Source organism: Variovorax sp. PBS-H4, from assembly GCF_901827205.1.
Lineage (GTDB): Bacteria > Pseudomonadota > Gammaproteobacteria > Burkholderiales > Burkholderiaceae_C > Variovorax.
Genome location: NZ_LR594675.1, coordinates 4,054,791 through 4,074,301, shown reverse-complemented (window position 1 = coordinate 4,074,301; position 19,511 = coordinate 4,054,791). Strand labels below are relative to the sequence as shown.

At 67.5% G+C, this 19,511-nt stretch carries 12 protein-coding genes; 5 read left to right on the top strand and 7 right to left on the bottom strand.

Going from position 1 to position 19,511, the window contains the following annotated elements; genetic code table 11:
* Positions 1 to 7: 7 nt before the first annotated feature.
* The 5 genes from narH to E5CHR_RS19255 form a co-directional block, all read right to left on the bottom strand.
* Positions 8 to 1,540, bottom strand: a complete 1,533-nt coding sequence (gene narH, locus E5CHR_RS19275) for a nitrate reductase subunit beta (RefSeq protein WP_162581327.1) — start codon at positions 1,538 to 1,540, stop codon at positions 8 to 10.
* Between the two features lie 16 nt (positions 1,541 to 1,556).
* Complete coding sequence (locus tag E5CHR_RS19270) at positions 1,557 to 5,330, bottom strand: nitrate reductase subunit alpha (RefSeq protein ID WP_162581326.1); 3,774 nt, start codon at positions 5,328 to 5,330, stop codon at positions 1,557 to 1,559.
* A 34-nt stretch (positions 5,331 to 5,364) separates the two neighbouring features.
* A complete protein-coding gene (locus E5CHR_RS19265) occupies positions 5,365 to 6,786 on the bottom strand; it encodes a NarK family nitrate/nitrite MFS transporter (RefSeq protein WP_162581325.1) in 1,422 nt (473 codons plus the stop codon).
* A 19-nt stretch (positions 6,787 to 6,805) separates the two neighbouring features.
* Positions 6,806 to 8,038 (bottom strand): MFS transporter, encoded by a 1,233-nt coding sequence (locus E5CHR_RS19260; RefSeq protein ID WP_232062118.1) that lies wholly within the window; start codon positions 8,036 to 8,038, stop codon positions 6,806 to 6,808.
* 167 nt (positions 8,039 to 8,205) lie between these two features.
* Positions 8,206 to 8,415 carry a hypothetical protein gene (locus E5CHR_RS19255; protein WP_162581324.1) on the bottom strand — a complete coding sequence of 70 codons (210 nt, stop codon included), beginning with the start codon at positions 8,413 to 8,415 and terminating at the stop codon, positions 8,206 to 8,208.
* A gap of 319 nt (positions 8,416 to 8,734) precedes the next feature.
* On the opposite strand from E5CHR_RS19255, the gene E5CHR_RS19250 reads away from it, so the two are divergent.
* Positions 8,735 to 9,982 (top strand): NAD(P)H-dependent flavin oxidoreductase, encoded by a 1,248-nt coding sequence (locus E5CHR_RS19250; protein ID WP_162583798.1) that lies wholly within the window; start codon positions 8,735 to 8,737, stop codon positions 9,980 to 9,982.
* On the opposite strand, the gene E5CHR_RS19245 is transcribed toward E5CHR_RS19250, so the two are convergent.
* On the bottom strand, positions 9,937 to 10,332 hold the full coding sequence (locus E5CHR_RS19245) for a group III truncated hemoglobin (protein WP_162581323.1): 396 nt from the start codon (positions 10,330 to 10,332) through the stop codon (positions 9,937 to 9,939). The genes E5CHR_RS19250 and E5CHR_RS19245 overlap by 46 nt on opposite strands.
* 207 nt (positions 10,333 to 10,539) lie before the next feature.
* Here E5CHR_RS19245 and acs point away from each other — a divergent pair, with 207 nt between their 5' ends.
* Entirely contained in the window at positions 10,540 to 12,516 is a 1,977-nt protein-coding gene (acs, locus tag E5CHR_RS19240; RefSeq protein ID WP_162581322.1) for an acetate--CoA ligase, read from the top strand.
* Between the two features lie 95 nt (positions 12,517 to 12,611).
* On the opposite strand, the gene E5CHR_RS19235 is transcribed toward acs, so the two are convergent.
* Positions 12,612 to 15,317: a bifunctional acetate--CoA ligase family protein/GNAT family N-acetyltransferase gene (locus tag E5CHR_RS19235; RefSeq protein ID WP_162581321.1), complete on the bottom strand. Its 2,706-nt coding sequence runs from the start codon at positions 15,315 to 15,317 to the stop codon at positions 12,612 to 12,614.
* 115 nt (positions 15,318 to 15,432) lie between these two features.
* Here E5CHR_RS19235 and E5CHR_RS19230 point away from each other — a divergent pair, with 115 nt between their 5' ends.
* The 3 genes from E5CHR_RS19230 to E5CHR_RS19220 all read left to right on the top strand — a co-directional run bounded on the left by E5CHR_RS19230 (position 15,433) and on the right by E5CHR_RS19220 (position 19,496).
* Positions 15,433 to 16,785 carry an MBL fold metallo-hydrolase RNA specificity domain-containing protein gene (locus E5CHR_RS19230; protein ID WP_162581320.1) on the top strand — a complete coding sequence of 451 codons (1,353 nt, stop codon included), beginning with the start codon at positions 15,433 to 15,435 and terminating at the stop codon, positions 16,783 to 16,785.
* A gap of 15 nt (positions 16,786 to 16,800) precedes the next feature.
* The gene (locus E5CHR_RS19225) at positions 16,801 to 18,306 is read left to right on the top strand and encodes a thymidine phosphorylase family protein (protein WP_162581319.1); all 1,506 of its coding nucleotides are present in this window, start codon (positions 16,801 to 16,803) and stop codon (positions 18,304 to 18,306) included.
* A gap of 200 nt (positions 18,307 to 18,506) precedes the next feature.
* Positions 18,507 to 19,496, top strand: a complete 990-nt coding sequence (locus E5CHR_RS19220) for a 2Fe-2S iron-sulfur cluster-binding protein (RefSeq protein ID WP_162581318.1) — start codon at positions 18,507 to 18,509, stop codon at positions 19,494 to 19,496.
* Positions 19,497 to 19,511: the final 15 nt, after the last annotated feature.

Sequence of the window (19,511 nt, the reverse complement as noted above, 5' to 3'; positions counted from 1 at the left end):
CTCCGGTTCAGACGTCGGCGTGGATCGGAATCGTGCGGCGCTTGCCGCCGCCGAAGAGGCTCGCTTCGGAGCTGCCATCGGAACAGCCGTTGCCGAAGGAGAAGCCGCAGCCGCCCTTCATGTCGAAGGTGTCCTCCGCGTACTCGCGGTGGCTCGACGGGATGACGAAACGGTCCTCGTAGTTGGCGATGGCCATCACCTGGTACATCTCCTCGACCTGCGCGGCGCTCAGGCCGACCTGGGCGAGGACGGAAGGGTCCTCGAAGCGATCGACATGCTTGCCGCGCTGGTAGGTGCGCATGGCCAGCATGCGCTCCAGCGAGCGCACCACGGGCGCGGTGGCGCCGGCGGTCAGCAGGTTGGCGAGGTACTGCACGGGGATGCGCATCTGGTGCACGTCGGGAATCGCGCCGTTTGCGCCGACATGGCCCGCGTTCGCGGCGGCCGTGATGGGCGACAGCGGCGGCACGTACCAGACCATCGGCAGCGTGCGGTACTCCGGATGCAAAGGCAGCGCGACCTTCCAGTCCATCGCCATCTTGTAGACCGGGCTGTTGCGCGCGGCTTCGAGCCACGCTTCGGGGATGCCGTCCTGCCGTGCCTGCGCGATCACCATGGGATCGTGCGGATCGAGGAAGAGGCCGAGCTGGGCCTCGTAGAGGTCCTTCTCGTCCGGTACGCTGGCCGCTTCCTGGATGCGGTCGGCGTCGTAGAGCAGCACGCCGAGGTAGCGGATGCGCCCGACGCAGGTCTCGGAGCAGACGGTCGGCTGGCCAGCTTCGATGCGCGGGTAGCAGAAGATGCACTTCTCGGCCTTGCCGCTCTGCCAGTTGTAGTAGATCTTCTTGTACGGGCAGCCGGAAACGCACATGCGCCACCCGCGGCACTTGTCCTGGTCGATCAGCACGATGCCGTCTTCCTCGCGCTTGTAGATGGAGCCCGACGGACAGGAGGCGACACAGGCCGGGTTCAGGCAGTGCTCGCACAGGCGCGGGAGATACATCATGAAGGTGTTCTCGAACTGGCCGACCATCTCCTTCTGCACCTGGTCGAAGCTGTCGAGGTTGGCGTCCTTGCTGCGCTTGGCGAATTCGCCGCCGAGGATCTCTTCCCAGTTCGGACCCCACTCGATCTTCTCCATGCGCTGCCCGGTGATGAGGCTGCGCGGCCGCGCGGTGGGCGGCGCCTTCATGGCCGGCGCCGACTGCAGGTGCTCGTAGTCGAAGGTGAAGGGCTCGTAGTAGTCGTCGATCTGCGGCAGGTTCGGGTTCGCGAAGATGCGCATGAGCAGGCGCCACTTGCCGCCCTGGCGCGGCTCGATCGAGCCGTCGGGCTTGCGGACCCATCCGCCCTGCCACTTGCCCTGGTTCTCCCATTCTTTCGGGTAGCCGATGCCGGGCTTGGTCTCGACGTTGTTGAACCAGGCGTACTCGACGCCCGGGCGGCTGGTCCAGACGTTCTTGCAGGTGACGGAGCAGGTGTGGCAGCCGATGCATTTGTCCAGGTTCAGGACCATGCCGATTTGCGCGCGTATTTTCATGTGGGTTCTCCTCGGTTCAGGCAGCGGCGGCGGCCGGTGCCTCGGCCGGGGTGTCGAGCCAGTCGACGCGGTTCATCTTGCGCACCACCACGAACTCGTCGCGGTTGGTGCCGATGGTCCCGTAGTAGTTGAAGCCGTAGCTGAACTGGGCGTAGCCGCCGATCATGTGCGTGGGCTTCAAGACGATGCGGGTCACGGAGTTGTGAATGCCGCCGCGGGTCCCGGTGATCTCCGAGCCGGGCGTGTTGATGGTCTTTTCCTGCGCGTGGTACATCAGCACCATGCCGGGATTGACGCGCTGGCTCACCACCGCCCGCGCCGCGATGGCGCCGTTGACATTGAACAGCTCGACCCAGTCGTTGTCCACGATGCCGGCGCGCTTCGCGTCGTCTTCCGACAGCCAGATCACCGGGCCGCCCCGATTGAGCGTCAACATCAGAAGGTTGTCGCTGTAGGTCGAGTGGATGCCCCACTTCTGGTGGGGCGTGATGAAGTTGAGCTGGATCTCCGGATTGCCGTTGCCGCGGATGTTGTGGATCGCCTGCGTCGTCTTCAGGTCCACCGGCGGACGGTAGGCCGCGAAGCCTTCGCCGAACGCCGTCATCCATGGATGGTCGAGGTAGAACTGCTGGCGGCCGGTGAGGGTGCGCCATGGGATCAGCTCATGCACGTTGGTGTAGCAGGCGTTGTAGGAGACCTTCTCGCTCTCGATGCCGCTCCAGGTGGGCGACGAGATGATCTTGCGCGGCTGCGCCTGCACGTCGCGGAAGCGGATCTTCTCGTCCTCGCGGTACACGGCGAGGTGCGTGTGGTCACGTCCCGTCTGGGCGCCCAGCGCCTCCCAGGCCTTCACGGCGACGTGGCCGTTGGTCTCGGGCGCGAGCTGCAGGATGACCTCGCAGGCGTCGATGTCGGTGTCGATGCTCGGCATGCCCTGCGTCGCGCCGGCCTCGGTCACCCGGCCGTTGAGCTGGCCCAGTTCCTCCACCTCGGTGCCGGTCTTCCAGGCGATGCCCTTGCCGCCGTTGCCGACCTTGTCCATCAGCGGGCCCAGGGCGGTGAAGCGCTTGTAGACGTTCGGGTAGTCGCGCTCGACCACCGCGATCTGCGGCGCCGTCTTGCCGGGGATGAGTTCGCATTCGCCGCGCTTCCAGTCGGCCACGCCGAAGGGCTGCGCGAGTTCGGCGGGGGAGTCGTGCATCAGGGGGGTCAGCACAACCTCCTTCTCGACGCCGAGATGGCCGTGGCACAGGGCGCTGAAGGTGCGGGCGAAGCCCTTGTAGATCTCCCAGTCGCTGCGCGCCTGCCAGGCCGGGTCGACCGCGGTCGACAGCGGGTGGATGAAGGGATGCATGTCGCTGGTGTTGAGGTCGTTCTTCTCGTACCAGGTGGCGGTCGGCAGCACGATGTCGGAGTACAGGCAGGTGGTGCTCATGCGGAAGTCCAGCGTGACCAGCAGGTCGAGCTTGCCCTCGGGCGCCTTGTCGTGCCAGACCACCTCGGCGGGCTTGGCCTCGTCCGGGCCCAGGTCCTTGCCCTGGACGCCGTGCGTGGTGCCCAGCAGGTGCTTCAGGAAGTACTCGTGGCCCTTGCCCGAGGAACCCAGGATGTTGGAGCGCCACACGAACATGTTGCGCGGCCAGTTGGACGGATGGTCCGGGTCCTCGCAGCTCATGCGCAGCGAGCCGTCTTTCAGCGAGCGGGCGGTGTAGGCCGCGCCGTCCATGCCGGCCGCCGCGGCGTCGCGGGCGACCTGCAGCGGATTGGTCTGCAGCTGCGGCGCCGAGGGGAGCCAGCCCATGCGCTCGGCGCGCACGTTGTAGTCGATCATGGTGCCGGCGTAGGCCGCCTTGTCGGCCAGGGGCGAAAGCACTTCCTCCATGCCCAGCTTCTCGTAGCGCCACTGGTCGGTATGGGCGTAGAAGAAGCTGGTGGAGTTCATCTGACGGGGCGGGCGGATCCAGTCCAGCGCGAAGGCCAGCGCCGTCCAGCCCGTCTGCGGGCGCAGCTTCTCCTGGCCGACATAGTGGGCCCAGCCGCCGCCGCTCTGCCCGATGCAGCCGCACATCATCAGCATGTTGATGACGCCCCGGTAGTTCATGTCGCTGTGGTACCAGTGGTTCATCGCGGCGCCGATGATCACCATCGACTTGCCGCCGGTCTTGTCGGCGTTGTCGGCGAACTGGCGCGCCACGGTGATGACCTGGTCGCGCGGCACGCCGGTGATCTTCTCCTGCCAGGCGGGCGTGTAGGGGGTGTCGTCGTCGTAGCCGGCCGCCGCCCGCTCGCCCGGCAGGCCACGGGCCACGCCGTAGTTGGCGGCCTGCAGGTCGAACACGGTCGCGACCAGGGCGGGCTCCCCCGAGGCGCCGAGCGCGAGCTGGTGCACGGGCACCGTGCGCACCAGCACGTCGCTCTGCTCGTTGCCTGGAAAGTGCGCGGTCGGGATGCCGCCGAAGTAGGGGAAGCCGACCTGCGCCGTCTCGCACGTACCGGCCTCGAGCATGGACAGCCGCAGCTTCACGTCGGCGCCTTCGCGGGCCTCCTTTGACTCGAGGTTCCACTGCCCCTTGTCCGCACGGCCGTCGGCGCCCCACCGGAAACCGATGGCGCCCTGCGGCACCACGACGCGCCCGTCTTCGGCCAGGGCGACGGTCTTCCACTCGGGGTTGTTCGCCTGGCCCAGCCGGTCGCCGAAATCGCTGGCGCGCACGTAGCGGTCCGGCACCATCACGCGCTCGCCGGAGGGCAGGGTGTGCGCCTTCAGCATCACCAGCATGGGCAGGTCGGTGTAGCGGCGCGCGTAGTCGTCGAAGTAGGCGCTGCGCCGGTCGAAGTAGAACTCCTTGAGGATCACGTGCCCCATGGCCATCGCGAGCGCGGCATCCGTGCCCTGCTTGGGGTGCATCCACAGGTCGGAGAGCTTGGCCACCTCCGAATAGTCGGGGGTGATGGCGACGGTCTTGGTGCCCTTGTAGCGGACTTCGGTGAAGAAGTGCGCGTCGGGCGTGCGCGTCTGGGGAACGTTGGAGCCCCAGGCAATGATGTAGCTGCTGTTGTACCAGTCGGCCGACTCCGGCACGTCGGTCTGCTCGCCCCAGACCTGCGGGCTCGAAGGCGGGAGGTCGCAGTACCAGTCGTAGAAGCTCATGCACACGCCGCCGATGAGGCTCAAGTAGCGGCTGCCGGCCGCGTAGCTCACCATCGACATCGCCGGGATGGGCGAGAAGCCGATGATGCGGTCCGGGCCGTGCTGGCGGATGGTGTAGATGTTGCTCGCGGCGACGATCTCGTTGACCTCGTCCCAGCTCGAGCGCGCGAAGCCGCCCAGTCCGCGCTGGCTCTGGTAGCTGCGGCGCACGGCTTCGTCCTCGACGATCGAGGCCCAGGCCTCGACCGGCGCGTGACTGCGGCGCGCGGCGCGCCAGGCCTTCAGCAGCGGTCCGCGCACCATGGGGTACTTCACGCGGTTGGCGCTGTACAGGTACCAGCTGTAGCTGGCGCCGCGTGCGCAGCCGCGCGGCTCGTGGTTGGGCATGTCCCAGCGGGTCCTGGGGTAGTCCGTCTGCTGGGTCTCCCACGTGACGATGCCGCCCTTGACGTAGATCTTCCACGAACAGGAGCCGGTGCAGTTCACGCCGTGCGTGCTGCGCACGATCTTGTCGTGCGCCCACCGATCGCGGTAGGCACGCTCCCAGCTGCGGTCCTCGCCCGTGACTTGCCCATGGCCGTCGGCGAAGGATTCGCGCGGTTGCGCGAAGTAGGTGAGGCGGTCCAGAAAGTGGCTCATGGTGGGTTCTGTTCGTTGTTGGCGGGGAGGCGGGTCAGCAGGGCATCGGCGCGTTCTTGCGGCTGTAGTACCACCAGGTGATGGCGATGCAGACCAGGTAGAACACGACGAAGACATAGAGCGCGGCATCGGGCGAGCCCGTGAGGCTGATCGAGGTGCCGTAGCTCTTGGGGATGAAGAAGCCGCCGTAGGCGGCCATGGCGGCGGTGAAGCCGAGCGTGGCGGCGCCCTCGGTGTTGCCTTCCTTGGTGGCGCGGGCGACCGCATCGGCATCGTCGGGGCGCACGCCGCGCATCGCCTGGTTGAGGAAGATCACCGGGATCATCCGGAAGGTCGAGCCGTTGCCGATGCCGGTGGTCAGGAAGAGCACCAGGAACATCAGGAAGAAGCCCGCGAAGCTGCCGCCGGTCCCGCCATGCGGCAGGAAGTACAGCACGCCGAGCACGGCCAGCGCCATCACCACGAAGTTCCAGAAGGTGACGCGCGCGCCGCCGAGCTTGTCGGCCAGCCAGCCGCCGAAAGGCCGTACCACCGCGCCGACCAGCGGCCCGAGCCATGCATAGGCGAGCGGGTTGACACCGGGGAACTGGCTCTTGATGAGCAGCGGGAAGCCGGCCGCGTAGCCGATGAAGGAACCGAAGGTGCCGAGGTAGAGCACGCACATCAGCCAGTTGTGCTTGCGCCTGAAGATCGTGGCCTGCGTGGCGAAGGAGGCACGCGCGTCCGCGATGTCGTTCATGCCGAACCAGGCCGCCAGCGAGGTGAGGGCGATCCACGGCACCCAGATGAAAGCGGCATTCTGCGTCCACACCTGGGTGGCCTGGCCGGCCTTGGTGATGGTCTGAGGGTCGCCGCCGAACACGCCGAAGACGCCGGCGGTGATGACGAGCGGGCTGAGGAACTGCACCACCGATACGCCGAGGTTGCCCAGCCCGGCATTGACGCCGAGCGCCGAGCCCTTGCGCTCCTTCGGGAAGAAGAAGCTGATGTTGGACATGCTGGAGCTGAAGTTGCCGCCTCCCAGGCCGCACAGCAGCGCCAGCACCAGCATGGTCGCGTAGGGCGTGGTGTTGTCCTGCACCGCGTAGCCGATGCCGATGGCCGGGATCAGCAGGGTGGCGGTGGCGATGGCGGTCCACCGCCGCCCGCCCACGATGGGCACGATGAAGGAATAGAAGATGCGCAGCGTGGCACCCGACAAGGCCGGCGCGGCGGCGAGCCAGAACAGCTGGTTGGTCGAGTACTTGAAGCCGAGGCCCGGCAGGCCGACGGCAACGACGCTCCAGACCTGCCAGATGGCGAACGCGAGGAAGAGGGCGGGGACGCTGATCCAGAGGTTCAGCTTCGCGATCGCCTGGCCCTCACGCTCCCAGAAATCCTTGTCTTCCGGCGTCCAGATCGACAGGACGCGGCCGTGCCGGGCAGGCCCGGCGGGGACGGCGGTGCTTGGGTTCATGGTGTGTTCCTGGTATGCCCTAGCGGGCGAACGATGGCGCGGCGGGGGCGTCCTTGCCCATCACCGCGGTGCGGCGGACTTCGGTGAAGTACATCCAGATCAGCGAGACCCAGACGACGCCGTAGAGCAGCATGAAGGCACTGGAGCGGACGCCGGTGAGATCCATCAGCGCGCCGAACAGGATCGGCAGCACGAAGCCGCCGAGGCCGCCGGCCAGGCCGACGACGCCGCTGATCGCGCCGATGTTCTGCGGGTAGTCGTCGCTGATGTACTTGAAGACACTCGCCTTGCCGAAGGCCATGGCGATGCCGAGCACGAACATCAGGGCCGTGAAGGCATAGACGTTCAGGCCGATGTGGAAGGTGCGGGGCCCGTTGACGGTGAGGACCGTGAAATCGGTCTGCGGGTAGCTCAGCAGGAACAGGCAGATCCAGCAGACCCACAGCACCCACCAGGTGACGCTGTGCGCCCCGTACTTGTCGGACAGCCAGCCGCCGACGGCGCGCAGCACGCCGCCCGGCAGCGAGAAGCAGGCCGCCAGCAAGGCTGCGACGCGGATGTCGAGACCGAACTCGCCGACATAGAACTGCACCATCCACAGGGACAGCGCGACGTAGCCGCCGAAGACGATGCTGTAGTACTGGCAGTAGCGCAGCACGCGCGGATCGTTCAGCGTCTTGAGCTGATCGGTGAAGGACACGGTGCCCGCGCTCTGGTGCGTGGGATCGGTCTCGCTCATGAACCAGAAGAGCAGCAGTGCGCCGAGCATGATGGCGGCGTAGACCTGGGGCACCATGGTCCATCCGAACGCCACGACGATGGCGGGGGCGATGAATTTGTTCACGGCCGCGCCGGAGTTGCCGGCGCCGTAGATGCCCATCGCGAAGCCCTGCTGGCCGCGCGGGAACCAGCGCGCGACGTAGGGCGTGCCGACGGAAAAAGACCCGCCCGCCAGGCCGATGAAGAGACCCAGCGCGAGGAACTGCCAGTACTGCGTGGCATACGACAGCAGCCAGATGGCGGGGATGGCGAGGCCCATCACCCACGCCATGACGATGCGTCCCCCGAAGCGATCGGTCCAGATGCCCAGCGGCACGCGCACGAGCGAGCCGCTCAGCACGGGCATGGCGGTGAGCAGCCCGAACTCCGTCGCATTGAGGTTCAACGCCTTGCGGATCGGGATGCCGATGACGCCGAACATCATCCACACCATGAAGCAGGCGGTGAAGGCCAGGGTGCTGACGGCGAGCACGCGCCATGCCTTGGCGGGCGTCCGAACCGACGTGGCGGGAGGACTATGGAAAGTTCCGGCGGGGTGGGCGCGCTGCTGCAAGAGGAGTCTCCTGGTGATCTGCGTCGAGCTTAGGGTTCCGGTCTGCCGCCCGTGTTGATGCAAATCAACGGCCCGGGTCCGTGTGTTCAATGCGGCAGGCCCTCGCGCACTTCAGGCCACGCGAGTTCGATGCCCATGACGGCACGCGCGTAGAGGTAGTTGTTGCGCGCTCGCTCGCTGAGCGAGTCCATGTCGACGCGGCCCACCGCGTCGCACGGGAAGGCGTAGCCGCGGCGGTCTCCGAAGAGGGCGTGGAAGCGCAGTTCATAGCCCGGGAAAGCTTGTGCTGGGTTCATGGCTGTCTCCTTCTTGGCGCCCGGCGTGTCGGTGGGAGGGATCGAATGCCGCGATGGCGTACGGTGAAATCTAGGCGCCGCGCTCGACGGCAGCGTCAATGCCGCACCTCAGTCGGAAACACTGTGTCAACGGTGTGTGTCACGCATCCGTCGTTTCCGGGGGGGTGTCGAACCTTGACCTTCGTCAAATTCGCTTTCGCGGCGAACCGCTACCGTGCGGGTTCCAACAGATGCGGCGCGCATGCGCCCTGCCGCGCCCGCCATGACCCTTGCCGACCCCGAACCTGCTCTCCACACTTCCAAAGACGCCGACCGCCTGATGGCTCTGCTGCACGAAGGCGGCCTGAAGCCTTTGCGCCTGGGCGGGCGGACCCTGCTGCCGATCGTCCAGGGCGGCATGGGCGTGGGCGTTTCGGCGCATCGGCTGGCGGGCAGCGTCGCGGCGCTCGGGGCCATGGGCACGATCTCGTCCGTCGACCTGCGCCGCCACCATCCGGACCTGATGGCGCGCACGCGCGACCTCGCCCCGGGCGAGGCCGCGACGCAGCGTGCCAAGCAAGACATCAATGCCGCCAACCTCGAGGCGCTGGCGCGCGAGATCCGTGCCGCGCGCGAGCGCGCCGGCGGGCGCGGCCTGCTCGCCATCAACGTGATGCGCGCCGTGGGCGAATATGCGCCTTCGGTGACGCGCGCGCTGGAGTGCGGGATCGATGCGGTGGTGGTCGGCGCGGGTCTGCCGCTCGACCTGCCCGAGCTCGCGCAGGACCATCCCGGGGCGCTGCTCGTTCCCATCCTGTCGGATGCGCGCGGGGTACAGCTGCTGGTGCGCAAGTGGGAGCGCCGCAAGCGCCTGCCCGACGCGATCGTGATCGAGCACCCGCGCTTCGCCGGCGGCCACCTCGGTGCCGCGAAGGTCGCCGACCTGGCCGATACGCGCTTCGACTTCGAGAACGTCATTCCCCAGTCGCTCGCCTTCCTGCGCGCAGCGGGGATCGAGAAGGACATCCCGCTGGTCGCGGCCGGCGGCATCCGCTGCTTCGAGGACATCGCGCGCGTGCAGGCGCTGGGCGCCGCGGCCGTGCAGCTCGGCACGCCCTTCGCCGTCACGCAGGAGTGCGATGCGCACCCCGAGTTCAAGCGCGTGCTGGCGCAGGCGCGCGACGAGGACCTGGTCGAGTTCACCAGCGTGGCCGGCCTGCCGGCGCGCGCCGTGCCGACGCGGTGGCTCGCGCTCTACCTGAAGGCCGAGTCAAAACTGAAGAGCGTGGCGCACGTCAAGCCGCGCTGCACGCTCGCCTTCGACTGCCTGGCGCAGTGCGGCTTGCGCGACGGGCTGGCGACGTGGGGCCAGTTCTGCATCGACACGCAGCTGGCCGCCGCGCTGCGCGGCGACGTGAAGAAGGGCCTGTTCTTCCGCGGTGTGGGCGCCCTGCCCTTCGGCGAGCAGATCCGCAGCGTGCACGAGCTGCTCGCCCGCCTGCTGACGCACGGCAGCGCGATGAACGCCCTGGGGCCTGCTGGTCAGGCGGCCGCCACGCCCTCGGGCTCGCCGTGCCGCGCCTGGTAGCCATACCAGAGGCTGCCGGCGATCCGATGTGCGAGATCGTTGGCGCGCCGCTGGAGCGCTTCATTCCCGAGCGCCTGGGTAGTCTCGCGGAAGAGGGCGAGCCAGTGATGGAACAGCTGCGGCGTGAGCCCCGGCAACGCCGCATGCGCCGGCATGGGCATCCCCCGGTAGCGGGCGGTGCCTCGCAGGGCCGAGGACCAGAAGTCGACCATCCTGGACAGATGCCGGTCCCAGTCGGTGATGCGCGTGGCGAAGATCGGCGCGAGCAGCTCGTCCTTGCGCACCTTCGAATAGAAGGCATGGACCAGTCGCACGACGTCCTCTTCGGTACAGAGGTCAGGATCGGGCATCCCAGAATCTCCTTTTTTGTCTCCTGTGAGAGAGTGCCCCTGGCACTGCAAGTTCCACACTAACGCGAAGCGGCTCGTCACGTCCTTGATCTGGCACAAGCTCTCTCGCGCAGCGCGCCCGTTCCCACGGGCATGTCCTTTGCGCTAGCGCAAGGTCGATCCATGCAAAGTGCCGGAGCATCGGCGTCCAAAGGAGTCGACCTGACCATGACCTCACCGGATGACACGCGCCGCCCCAAGCAATACCCCCCGCCGCAGGCGCTCGCGCGCTCAGCGCATGTCGCAGGACGTGCGGCCTACGACGCACTGGCGGCCGAGGCCGAGGCGGACTACGAGGGCTACTGGGCGCGGCTCGCGCGCGAGTTCGTGGAATGGAAGACGCCGTTCAAGACCGTGCTCGATGCCGCACAGGCACCGATGTACCAGTGGTTCGCCGACGGTACCTTGAACGTCTCGTGGAACTGCCTGGACCGCCAGGTCGCCGCGGGCCGCGGCGACAAGGTCGCGATCATCTTCGAGTCCGACGATGGCAAGGTGACGCACACCACCTACGCGCAACTGCTCGCGCAGACCTGCCGCATGGCCAACGCGCTGAAGGCGCTGGGCATCGGCAAGGGCGATCGGGTGGCCATCTACATGTCGATGTCGGTCGAAGCCGTGGCGGCCATGCAGGCCTGCGCGCGCCTGGGTGCCGTGCACTCGGTGGTGTTCGGGGGCTTCTCGGCGCACTCGCTGCGCGACCGCATCGCCGACACCGGCGCGGTCGCCGTCATCACGGCAGACGAGCAGGTGCGCGGCGGCAAGGCATTGCCGCTGAAGGCGCTCGTCGACGAGGCGCTGGCGCTGGGCGGCTGCGAGACGGTGCGCCACGTGGTGGTCCATCGCCGCACCGGCGGCGCCATCGCCTGGCAGGCGCACGACCGATGGATGCACGAGCTCACGCAGGCACAGCCCGATGTGTGCGAGCCGGAGTGGGTCGGCGCCGAGCACCCGCTGTTCCTGCTGTACACCTCGGGCTCCACCGGCAAGCCCAAGGGCGTGCAGCACAGCAGTGGCGGCTATCTGGTGCAGGCGGCAGTGACCGCCAAGTGGACCTTCGATCTGCACGACGACGACGTCTTCTGGTGCACGGCCGATATCGGCTGGGTCACCGGCCACAGCTACATCGCCTACGGTCCGCTCGCGCTGGGCGCGACCGAAGTGGTGTTCGAAGGCGTGCCGACCTATCCCGACGCGGCGCGGTTCTGGAAGATGATCGAGCGGCACAAGGTGACGGTGTTCTACACCGCGCCGACCGCCATCCGGTCCCTGATCAAGGCCGCCGAGGCCCACCCCGACGTGCATCCGCGGCGCTTCGACCTGGGGAGCCTGCGCATCCTCGGCTCGGTGGGCGAGCCGATCAACCCGGCTGCGTGGGAGTGGTACCACGAACACGTCGGCGGCGGGCGGTGCCCGATCGTCGACACCTGGTGGCAGACGGAGACCGGCGGCCACATGATCACGCCGCTGCCGGGGGCGACCACGCTGGTGCCGGGCTCCTGCACCTTGCCCTTCCCAGGCATCATGGCCGCGATCGTCGATGAAACCGGCGCCGACCTGCCGAACGGGCAGAGCGGCATCCTCGTGATCAAGAAGCCCTGGCCCGGCATGATCCGGACCATCTGGGGCGACGAGGCCCGCTATCGGTCCAGCTACTTTCCGTCGGATCTGCGCGGCTACTACCTCGCCGGCGACGGCGCTGCGCGCGATCCCGGCACGGGCTACTTCACGATCGGCGGACGCATCGACGACGTGCTGAACGTGAGCGGCCATCGCATGGGAACGATGGAGATCGAGTCCGCACTGGTGGCGTGCACCGAACTCGTCGCCGAGGCGGCCGTGGTCGGCCGTCCGGACGAGACCAGCGGCGAAGCGATCTGTGCCTTCGTCGTGCTCAAGCGGTCCCGGCCGACTGGCGAGGAAGCCGCCCGAATCGCCGCCGAGCTGCGCAGTTGGATCAGCAAGGAGATCGGTCCGATCGCCAAGCCCAAGGAGATCCGCTTTGCCGACAACCTGCCGAAGACGCGCAGCGGGAAGATCATGCGGCGCCTGCTGCGATCGGCTGCAAAGGGCGAGGCCATCACCCAGGATATTTCGACGCTGGAGAACCCCGCAATCCTGGATCAGCTGACGGAAGCGCACTGAGCCGCGCTGCGTTGGGGGGAGGGCCCATCCGCATGCGTGCCGGGCGGGGCGATGCTGCTCATCACCGCGCTGGGGCCGGCTGCAGGGATGCCTTCTTACGCCGGCGGCGCGCCTGCCCTGGACCTCGGCTCGACCGCCGGGCCATCCAGCGTCTTGACCATGCGCCGTACGCCTGAGCCGGCGGGCTCCGCCGGGTCGGCTTCGAAGCCCATATCGCGGCAGAGATTCAGCATCCGCCTGTTCTCCCGCAGCACGATGCCCACGAGACGGCCGGTTCCACGGTTCCTGGCATGGTCGATCAATTGCTGGAACAGCAGCCTTCCGAGCCCGGCACCCTTCAGATCGGAGCGCACGATGATGGCGAACTCGGCCTCCACCCGGTCGGGGTCGCTGACGGTGCGCGCGACGCCGAGTGTTTCGCGCACGCCCTGCGTGTCGACGGCCTCGGCAATGAACGCCATTTCGCGGTCATAGTCGATCTGGGTGAGCCGCGCGAGTTCGCTGCGCGGCAGCTCGCGCCGGGTCTGGAAGATGCGCATGCGGATGTCCTCCGGATCGAGCCGTTCCAGGAAGCGCTGGTGTTGCGCCTCGTCTTCGGGACGGATCGGGCGCACCGTGGTTTCACGCCCGTTCCAGGTCAGCGTGCGAGCCCATTGGGAAGGATACGGAAGGATCGCGAAGCGCTCGGCCCCAGCGACCGGCTGCCTCGCGACGCGGATGCGGGCATCCAGGGCAATGGCCCCCGCCTCGTCGACGTAGAGCGGGTTGATGTCGAGCTCCGCCAGCTGCGGTAGGTCGGCGAGCATCTGCGACACCGCAATCAGCACGTCGTACAGGGCATCCGTGCGAGCAGGAAGATGGTCGCGGTAGCCGGCGAGCAGGCGCGATACGCGCGTGCGCGAGACCAGTTCGCGGGCCAGGCTGCGGTTGAGCGGGGGAAGGGCGACAGCGGTGTCTGCAGTCACCTCCACAGCGGTGCCGCCTTGGCCGCAGAGGATCACCGGGCCGAAGACGCTGTCGATGCTGGCGCCGACGATGACTTCCTGTGCGTGCGGCCGATGCACCATCGGCTGCACGGTGAAGCCATCGATGTGCGCATCGGGCTTCGCGGCGCGCACGGCCTGAAGCATGTCGCGGATGGCCTGTTCCAGGGAAGCCGGGTCGCGCAGATCCAGCCGTACGCCGCCGACGTCGGACTTGTGCGTGATGTCGCGCGAGGCGATCTTGAGCGCCACCGGATAGCCCACTTCGAGCGCGGCCGCCAGGACCGCATCGGCCGAGGCCGCGACCGCCAGTGTGGGCACGGCCGGAACCCCGAAGGCCTTCAGGACGGCCTTGGCCTCCTTTTCGCTCAGCCATTCGCGGCCTTCGGCAAGCGCCACATCGAGCTGGCCTTGCGCCGCGGCGAGATCGGGCGCCGTGTTCTCGCTCGCACTCGGCGCCTCGCTCAGGATCTCCTGGTTGCGCCGATAGGTCTGCAGCATCCCGAAGGCGTGGACGGCCTCCTCGGGTGTGGAATAGTCGGGCACGCCAGCCTGCTCGAACAGCTGGCGCGCCTGGGCCACAGCCGCGTCGCCGAGCCAGGCGCTCATCACGCGCTGCCCGGCCTCGCGCACCAGCGGCAGGCAGGCGCGGGCGATGTCGTCGCTGCGCACGATCGCCGTCGGCGCATGGACGAACAGCACGGCGCCGGCCGAATCGTCGGCGAGCAGGGCGGACAGCGTCGCCGTGTAGCGTTCGATCGGGGCGTCGCCAATGATGTCGATCGGATTGGCATGCGACCAGTTGAACGGCAGCGCATCGTCCAGGCGCTGGAGCAGGGCGCTGCCGGGCTGTGCCAGCGTGATGCCGGCCCGCGCGGCCGCGTCGGCGGCCATCACGCCGGCGCCGCCGCCGTTGGTCATGATGGTCAGCGAATCGCTGCGGTTGCCGCGGAAGCGCGCCAGGGTCTCGGCCGCCATGAACAGCTCCTGCATCGTGTCGACGCGCAACATGCCGGCGCGGCGGATGGCCGCGTCGTAGACGATGTCCGAGCCGGCCAGCGCACCGGTGTGGGAGGCAGCGGCGTGCACGCCGTTGCCGGCGCGTCCGGCCTTCACGATGATCACCGGCTTGTTGCGTGCTGCCGCCCGTGCGGCCGACATGAACTTGCGCGGCGACTCGATCGATTCGGCATAGAGCAGGATGGATCGCGTGCGGGCGTCGTTCGCCAGGTGGTCCAGCAGGTCGCCAAAATCGACATCGCAGTGTTCGCCCAGCGAGACGAGGTGCGACAGGCCGATGCCGCGGCTCTTGGCCCAGTCGAGCATGGCGGTGACCAGCGCGCCCGATTGCGACACGAAGGCCATCTCGCCCGGCAGCGCATCGGTGTGCGCGAAGCCGGCATTCAGGCCGATGTGCGGGCTCAGCAGGCCGATGCAGTTGGGGCCCAGCAGGCGCGTCACGTACGGCCTGGCCGCATCGAGTGCCGCCTGCTTCTGCGTGGCGCTCAGCCCCGCGGTCACGATGATGACCGCGCGGGTGCCGAGTTCGGCGAGCTCGGCCACCAGCTGCGGCACGGTGTCGGGAGGCGTACAAAGGAGCGCCAGGTCCGGGGCGCCGGGCAGATGGGCCGCCTTGGCGAAGACGGGCACGCCATCGAGCTGGGTGTGCTTGGGATTGACGGCGTAGATCGGGCCCGCGAAGCGACCGGCGCGCAGGTTGCGCCAGACCATGGCACCGACGCTGCCCGCACGGCTGGAAGCACCGAAGACAGCGACCGAGGTCGGCGACAGGAGCCGGTCGAGATGGCGGATCGTCAAGGGTGGCCTCCGGGACAAAGGGTGCATCATGCGCAACTTGATGTTGCGCTCCCTTGATCGGCATCAAGTCGCAGCGGCGGCACGATGCCAAGCTCCCGGCAACCAAGGAGAAGCAATGCGCATCGAATTCCTCGGCGGCGTCGGCACCGTCACCGGATCCAAGTACCTGCTGGAGCACGACGGCCGCCGGTTGCTGGTCGACTGTGGCCTCTTCCAGGGCCTGAAGCAACTGCGGCTGCGCAACTGGGAGCCTTTGCCGATCAAGGCCTCCGACATCGATGCGGTGCTGCTCACGCACGCGCACATCGACCACAGCGGGTTTGTGCCGCGGCTCGTCAAGCTCGGTTTCAAGGGCCCTGTGTTCTGCAGTGGCGCGACGCGCGACCTGTGCGAGCTGCTGCTGCCGGATTCCGGCCGGCTCCAGGAGGAGGAAGCCGATTTCGCGAATCGGCACGGCCATTCGAAGCACAAGCCGGCCCTGCCGCTCTACACGCAAGAGGAGGCGAGTGCAGCGCTGAAGCGCTTCGAGGCCATTCCCTTCGACGAGGAGCAGTCACCGTGGCCAGGCTGGTCGTGGCGTCTGAAGCGCGCCGGGCATATTCTCGGCGCGGCCAGCGTTCACATCAGCTGGACAGGGGGCAGCATCCTGTTCTCCGGCGACCTTGGCCGCAGCGACGACCTGGTGATGCGTCCACCCGAGTCTCCCGAGCAGGCGGACTATGTGGTCGTGGAGTCCACGTATGGTGATCGCCTGCATCGCGACGTCGACGCGCTCATGGTGCTGGCCGACGTGGTCAATCGCACCGCGGCGCGCGGCGGCGTGGTCGTCATCCCTTCATTCGCCGTTGGGCGCGCGCAGACCCTCCTGCATTGCATCCACCTGCTCAAGCAGGCGCGCCGCATTCCCGACATGCCGGTGTACCTGAACAGCCCCATGGCGGCCGATGCCACGCGCATTTTTCGGCACCACCTCGACGAACACCGGTTGAGCGCCGAGCAGTGTGCCGCCATGAGCAAGCACGTGACGATCGTCAACACGGTGGAGGAATCGAAGCGGCTGAATACGCTGACCTTTCCTTCGATCATCGTTTCTGCGAGCGGCATGGCGACCGGCGGGCGCGTCCTGCATCACCTGAAGGCGTATGCGCCTGAAGCACGCAACACCATCCTGTTCGCCGGCTTCCAGGCCGCCGGCACGCGCGGCGCGACGCTGGTCGGCGGCTCGGAGTCGGTCAAGATCCATGGGGCCTATGTGCCGGTGCGCGCCGAAGTGGCCAATCTCGACACCTTTTCGGCCCATGCGGACCGGGAACAGCTGTTGGCATGGCTCGGTGGGCTGCGTGCGCCGAAGCGGGTCTTCGTGACGCATGGCGAGCCGGTGGCCGCCGATGCGCTGCGGCTGGCGATCGAGGAGCGTCACGGCTGGCCGGTCACCGTGCCGGAGTACCTCGAATCCCGCAAGCTCTGAAGATCAGTCCGCGCCGTGTCCTTCGACCGCCTGCGGGCCAGCCGGGCCCGCATCGACACTTATCAGCAGCCCGTGGTGTACATGCTCGGCGACTGCCCTGTCTGCCGGGCGGAGGGCTTCGAAGCGCAGGCGCAGGTCGAAGTGATCGCCAACGGGCACCACCTGCTCGCGATCCTCCATCACGTCAGCAGCGACTGGCTTCGTAGCGACGAGATCGCGTTGTCGGAAGTCGCCTGGACCTTGTTGGGCGCAGCAGAGGGCGATGAAGTGGAGGTGCGCCATCCACCGGTGCTCGCGTCGCTTGCGCACCTTCGCGCCAAGGCTCACGGCAGCAGGCTTGGATACTCCGCCCTGCGCGAGCTCATGGAAGACGTGGCACGTGGTCGGCTTTCCGACATTCACCTGGCGTCCCTGGTGACGGTCTGTGCCGGCGGCGGACTCGATCTCGACGAGACGGTGGCGTTGACGAAAGCCATGGTCGATGTGGGCGAACGCATCGACTGGGGCGCGTCGCCAGTGATGGACAAACACTGCATCGGCGGCCTCCCGGGCAATCGGACGACGCTGCTGGTGGTGCCGATCGTCACAGCGTGCGGCGCGCTGATGCCGAAGACATCCTCGCGTGCCATCACCTCGGCGGCCGGTACGGCCGATGCGATGGAAACCCTCGCGCCGGTTGACCTCGACATGGCGGCGCTGCGCCGCGTCGTCGAAAGCGAGGGCGGCTGCATCGCGTGGGGTGGTGCCACGCGCATCAGTCCGGCCGACGACATGTTGATCCGGGTGGAACGCCCGCTGAATCTCGATAGCGAAGGGCTGCTGGTGGCGTCCATCCTTTCCAAGAAGGCTGCGGCGGGCTCCCAGCGCGTGCTGATCGATCTGCCGGTCGGCCCGCTGACCAAGGTTCGCAGCACGGCGGCGGCCGAGCTGCTTTCGCGCAGCCTGGTGGCCGTGGGTGCCGCTTTGGGCCTGCAGGTTCGCACGGTCTTCACCGGCGGCACCGAACCTGTAGGCCGCGGCATCGGGCCGGCCCTGGAAGCCATGGACGTCATGGCAGTGCTGGAACGCCGCGCCGACGCCCCGCAGGACCTGCGCGAGCGTGCCCTGCTGCTCGCCGGCCTGCTGCTGGAAATGGCCGGAAAATCTGCCCCTGGGGGTGGGCAGGGACTGGCGTGCGAGGTGCTGGACGACGGGCGCGCGCTGGCCAAGTTCCTGGCGATCTGCGAAGCGCAGGGTGGTCTGCGTGTGCCGCCGAAGGCAGCGCACACCGAGGACGTGACCGCGCATGCGGGCGGCACGGTCTTGGCGATCGACACGCGCCTCGTCTCACGCGCGGCCAAACTGGCGGGCGCTCCACGCGATCCGGCCGCCGGAGCAAGGATGCACGTGCGCCTGCGGGACCGGGTGGAGCTCGGTCAGCCGCTTTTCACGTTGCACGCCAGCAGCCCGGGTGCGCTGCGCTACGCCTTGCGCTTCCTGCGTTCGCAACTGCCAGTCGTTCACATTGCAGCGTCGTCGTGAGCGCGGGGTAGCAGTTGGCGCTTGCCATCCTGTCGGCCGTTGCGCATGGCAGCCCGCGCAGGAGATGAACAGGGACCTCCGTGGGTCGCACTCAGCAGAAAGGCGATATTTCGCTGCGTGATGATGCCCATTAGGGCCAATGCATTCCCCCGCTGAAGACCTATTCCTACACTTCCGGCTGCAAACGAACATGAGCTGGAATGGAAGTCGTTGTTGAACCGTTAGGCCTTGTGCTGAGAGCTTCTCCAGGTGCAAACCTCCTGGAAACCCTCCGCACAAACAACGTGCCTGTCTCGTACAGCTGCATGGCAGGCAGATGCGGAACCTGCCGCTGCAAGGTCGTAAAGGGGACGGTTCTGGAAACAGGGCGTGATGCAATCAAGAGTGACCCGCGCGGTGATGGTCATGTCCTGGCGTGCATGAGCGTGCTAACGGAAAGCTGTGCGATCGAGATCGCTGAGCCGGACGAGGTCATCACACACCCCGCCAAAGTGTTCAAGGCCACAGTCACCTCGATTGAGGCCATGACACACGACATCAAGAGATTGCGCCTCCGTCCCTCCAAGCCGTTCGTCTACTCACCGGGCCAGTACGCACTTCTCCAAGTTGCTCCGGACATGGTGCGACCGTATTCGATGGCCGGGCTGAGCACCGACGACGAGCTTGAATTTCACGTACGCCTGGTGCCCGATGGGCGCGTTACCGGATACATCGACGAGAAGCTCAAGGTCGGCGACTCCGTGAGGGTAACCGGCCCTCTGGGAACCGCATACCTTCGATCACGACATGAAGGTCCGATGCTCTGCGTTGCGGGTGGATCCGGCCTGGCTCCAGTCTTGTCGATCGTCCGCGGGGCCCTCGAGTCGGGGATGCGCAATCCAATCCATCTGTACTTTGGGGTCCGAACTCCTACTGACGTCTACGGTCTCCAGTGGCTAGACGCTCTGGCGAGTCGCCACTCCAACCTGAACGTCCAAACCGTGGTGACGAGTGGCAGCGGTGAGGACCAGGCGATGCGGTCAGGAATTGTGACCGAGGCCGTTGCGGAAGACCATCCCAACCTCAATGGATGGCGCGCCTACTTGTGCGGCGCCCCGCCGATGGTTGAGGCCGCCTCTCTGCTTGCCGAGCGACGAGGCATCGCGCGTGAGCACATCTATGCGGATGCTTTCTACGCGAGCAATTCCTGAGGCCACATCGGCATC

Coding starts and splice junctions, on each gene's coding strand:
- E5CHR_RS19220 (WP_162581318.1), top strand. CDS start 18,507: ATGGAAGTCGTTGTTGAACCGTTAGGCCTTGTGCTGAGAGCTTCTCCA.
- narH (WP_162581327.1), bottom strand. CDS start 1,540: ATGAAAATACGCGCGCAAATCGGCATGGTCCTGAACCTGGACAAATGC.
- E5CHR_RS19270 (WP_162581326.1), bottom strand. CDS start 5,330: ATGAGCCACTTTCTGGACCGCCTCACCTACTTCGCGCAACCGCGCGAA.
- E5CHR_RS19245 (WP_162581323.1), bottom strand. CDS start 10,332: ATGCCCGATCCTGACCTCTGTACCGAAGAGGACGTCGTGCGACTGGTC.
- E5CHR_RS19255 (WP_162581324.1), bottom strand. CDS start 8,415: ATGAACCCAGCACAAGCTTTCCCGGGCTATGAACTGCGCTTCCACGCC.
- E5CHR_RS19230 (WP_162581320.1), top strand. CDS start 15,433: ATGCGCATCGAATTCCTCGGCGGCGTCGGCACCGTCACCGGATCCAAG.
- E5CHR_RS19265 (WP_162581325.1), bottom strand. CDS start 6,786: ATGAACCCAAGCACCGCCGTCCCCGCCGGGCCTGCCCGGCACGGCCGC.
- acs (WP_162581322.1), top strand. CDS start 10,540: ATGACCTCACCGGATGACACGCGCCGCCCCAAGCAATACCCCCCGCCG.
- E5CHR_RS19250 (WP_162583798.1), top strand. CDS start 8,735: ATGGCTCTGCTGCACGAAGGCGGCCTGAAGCCTTTGCGCCTGGGCGGG.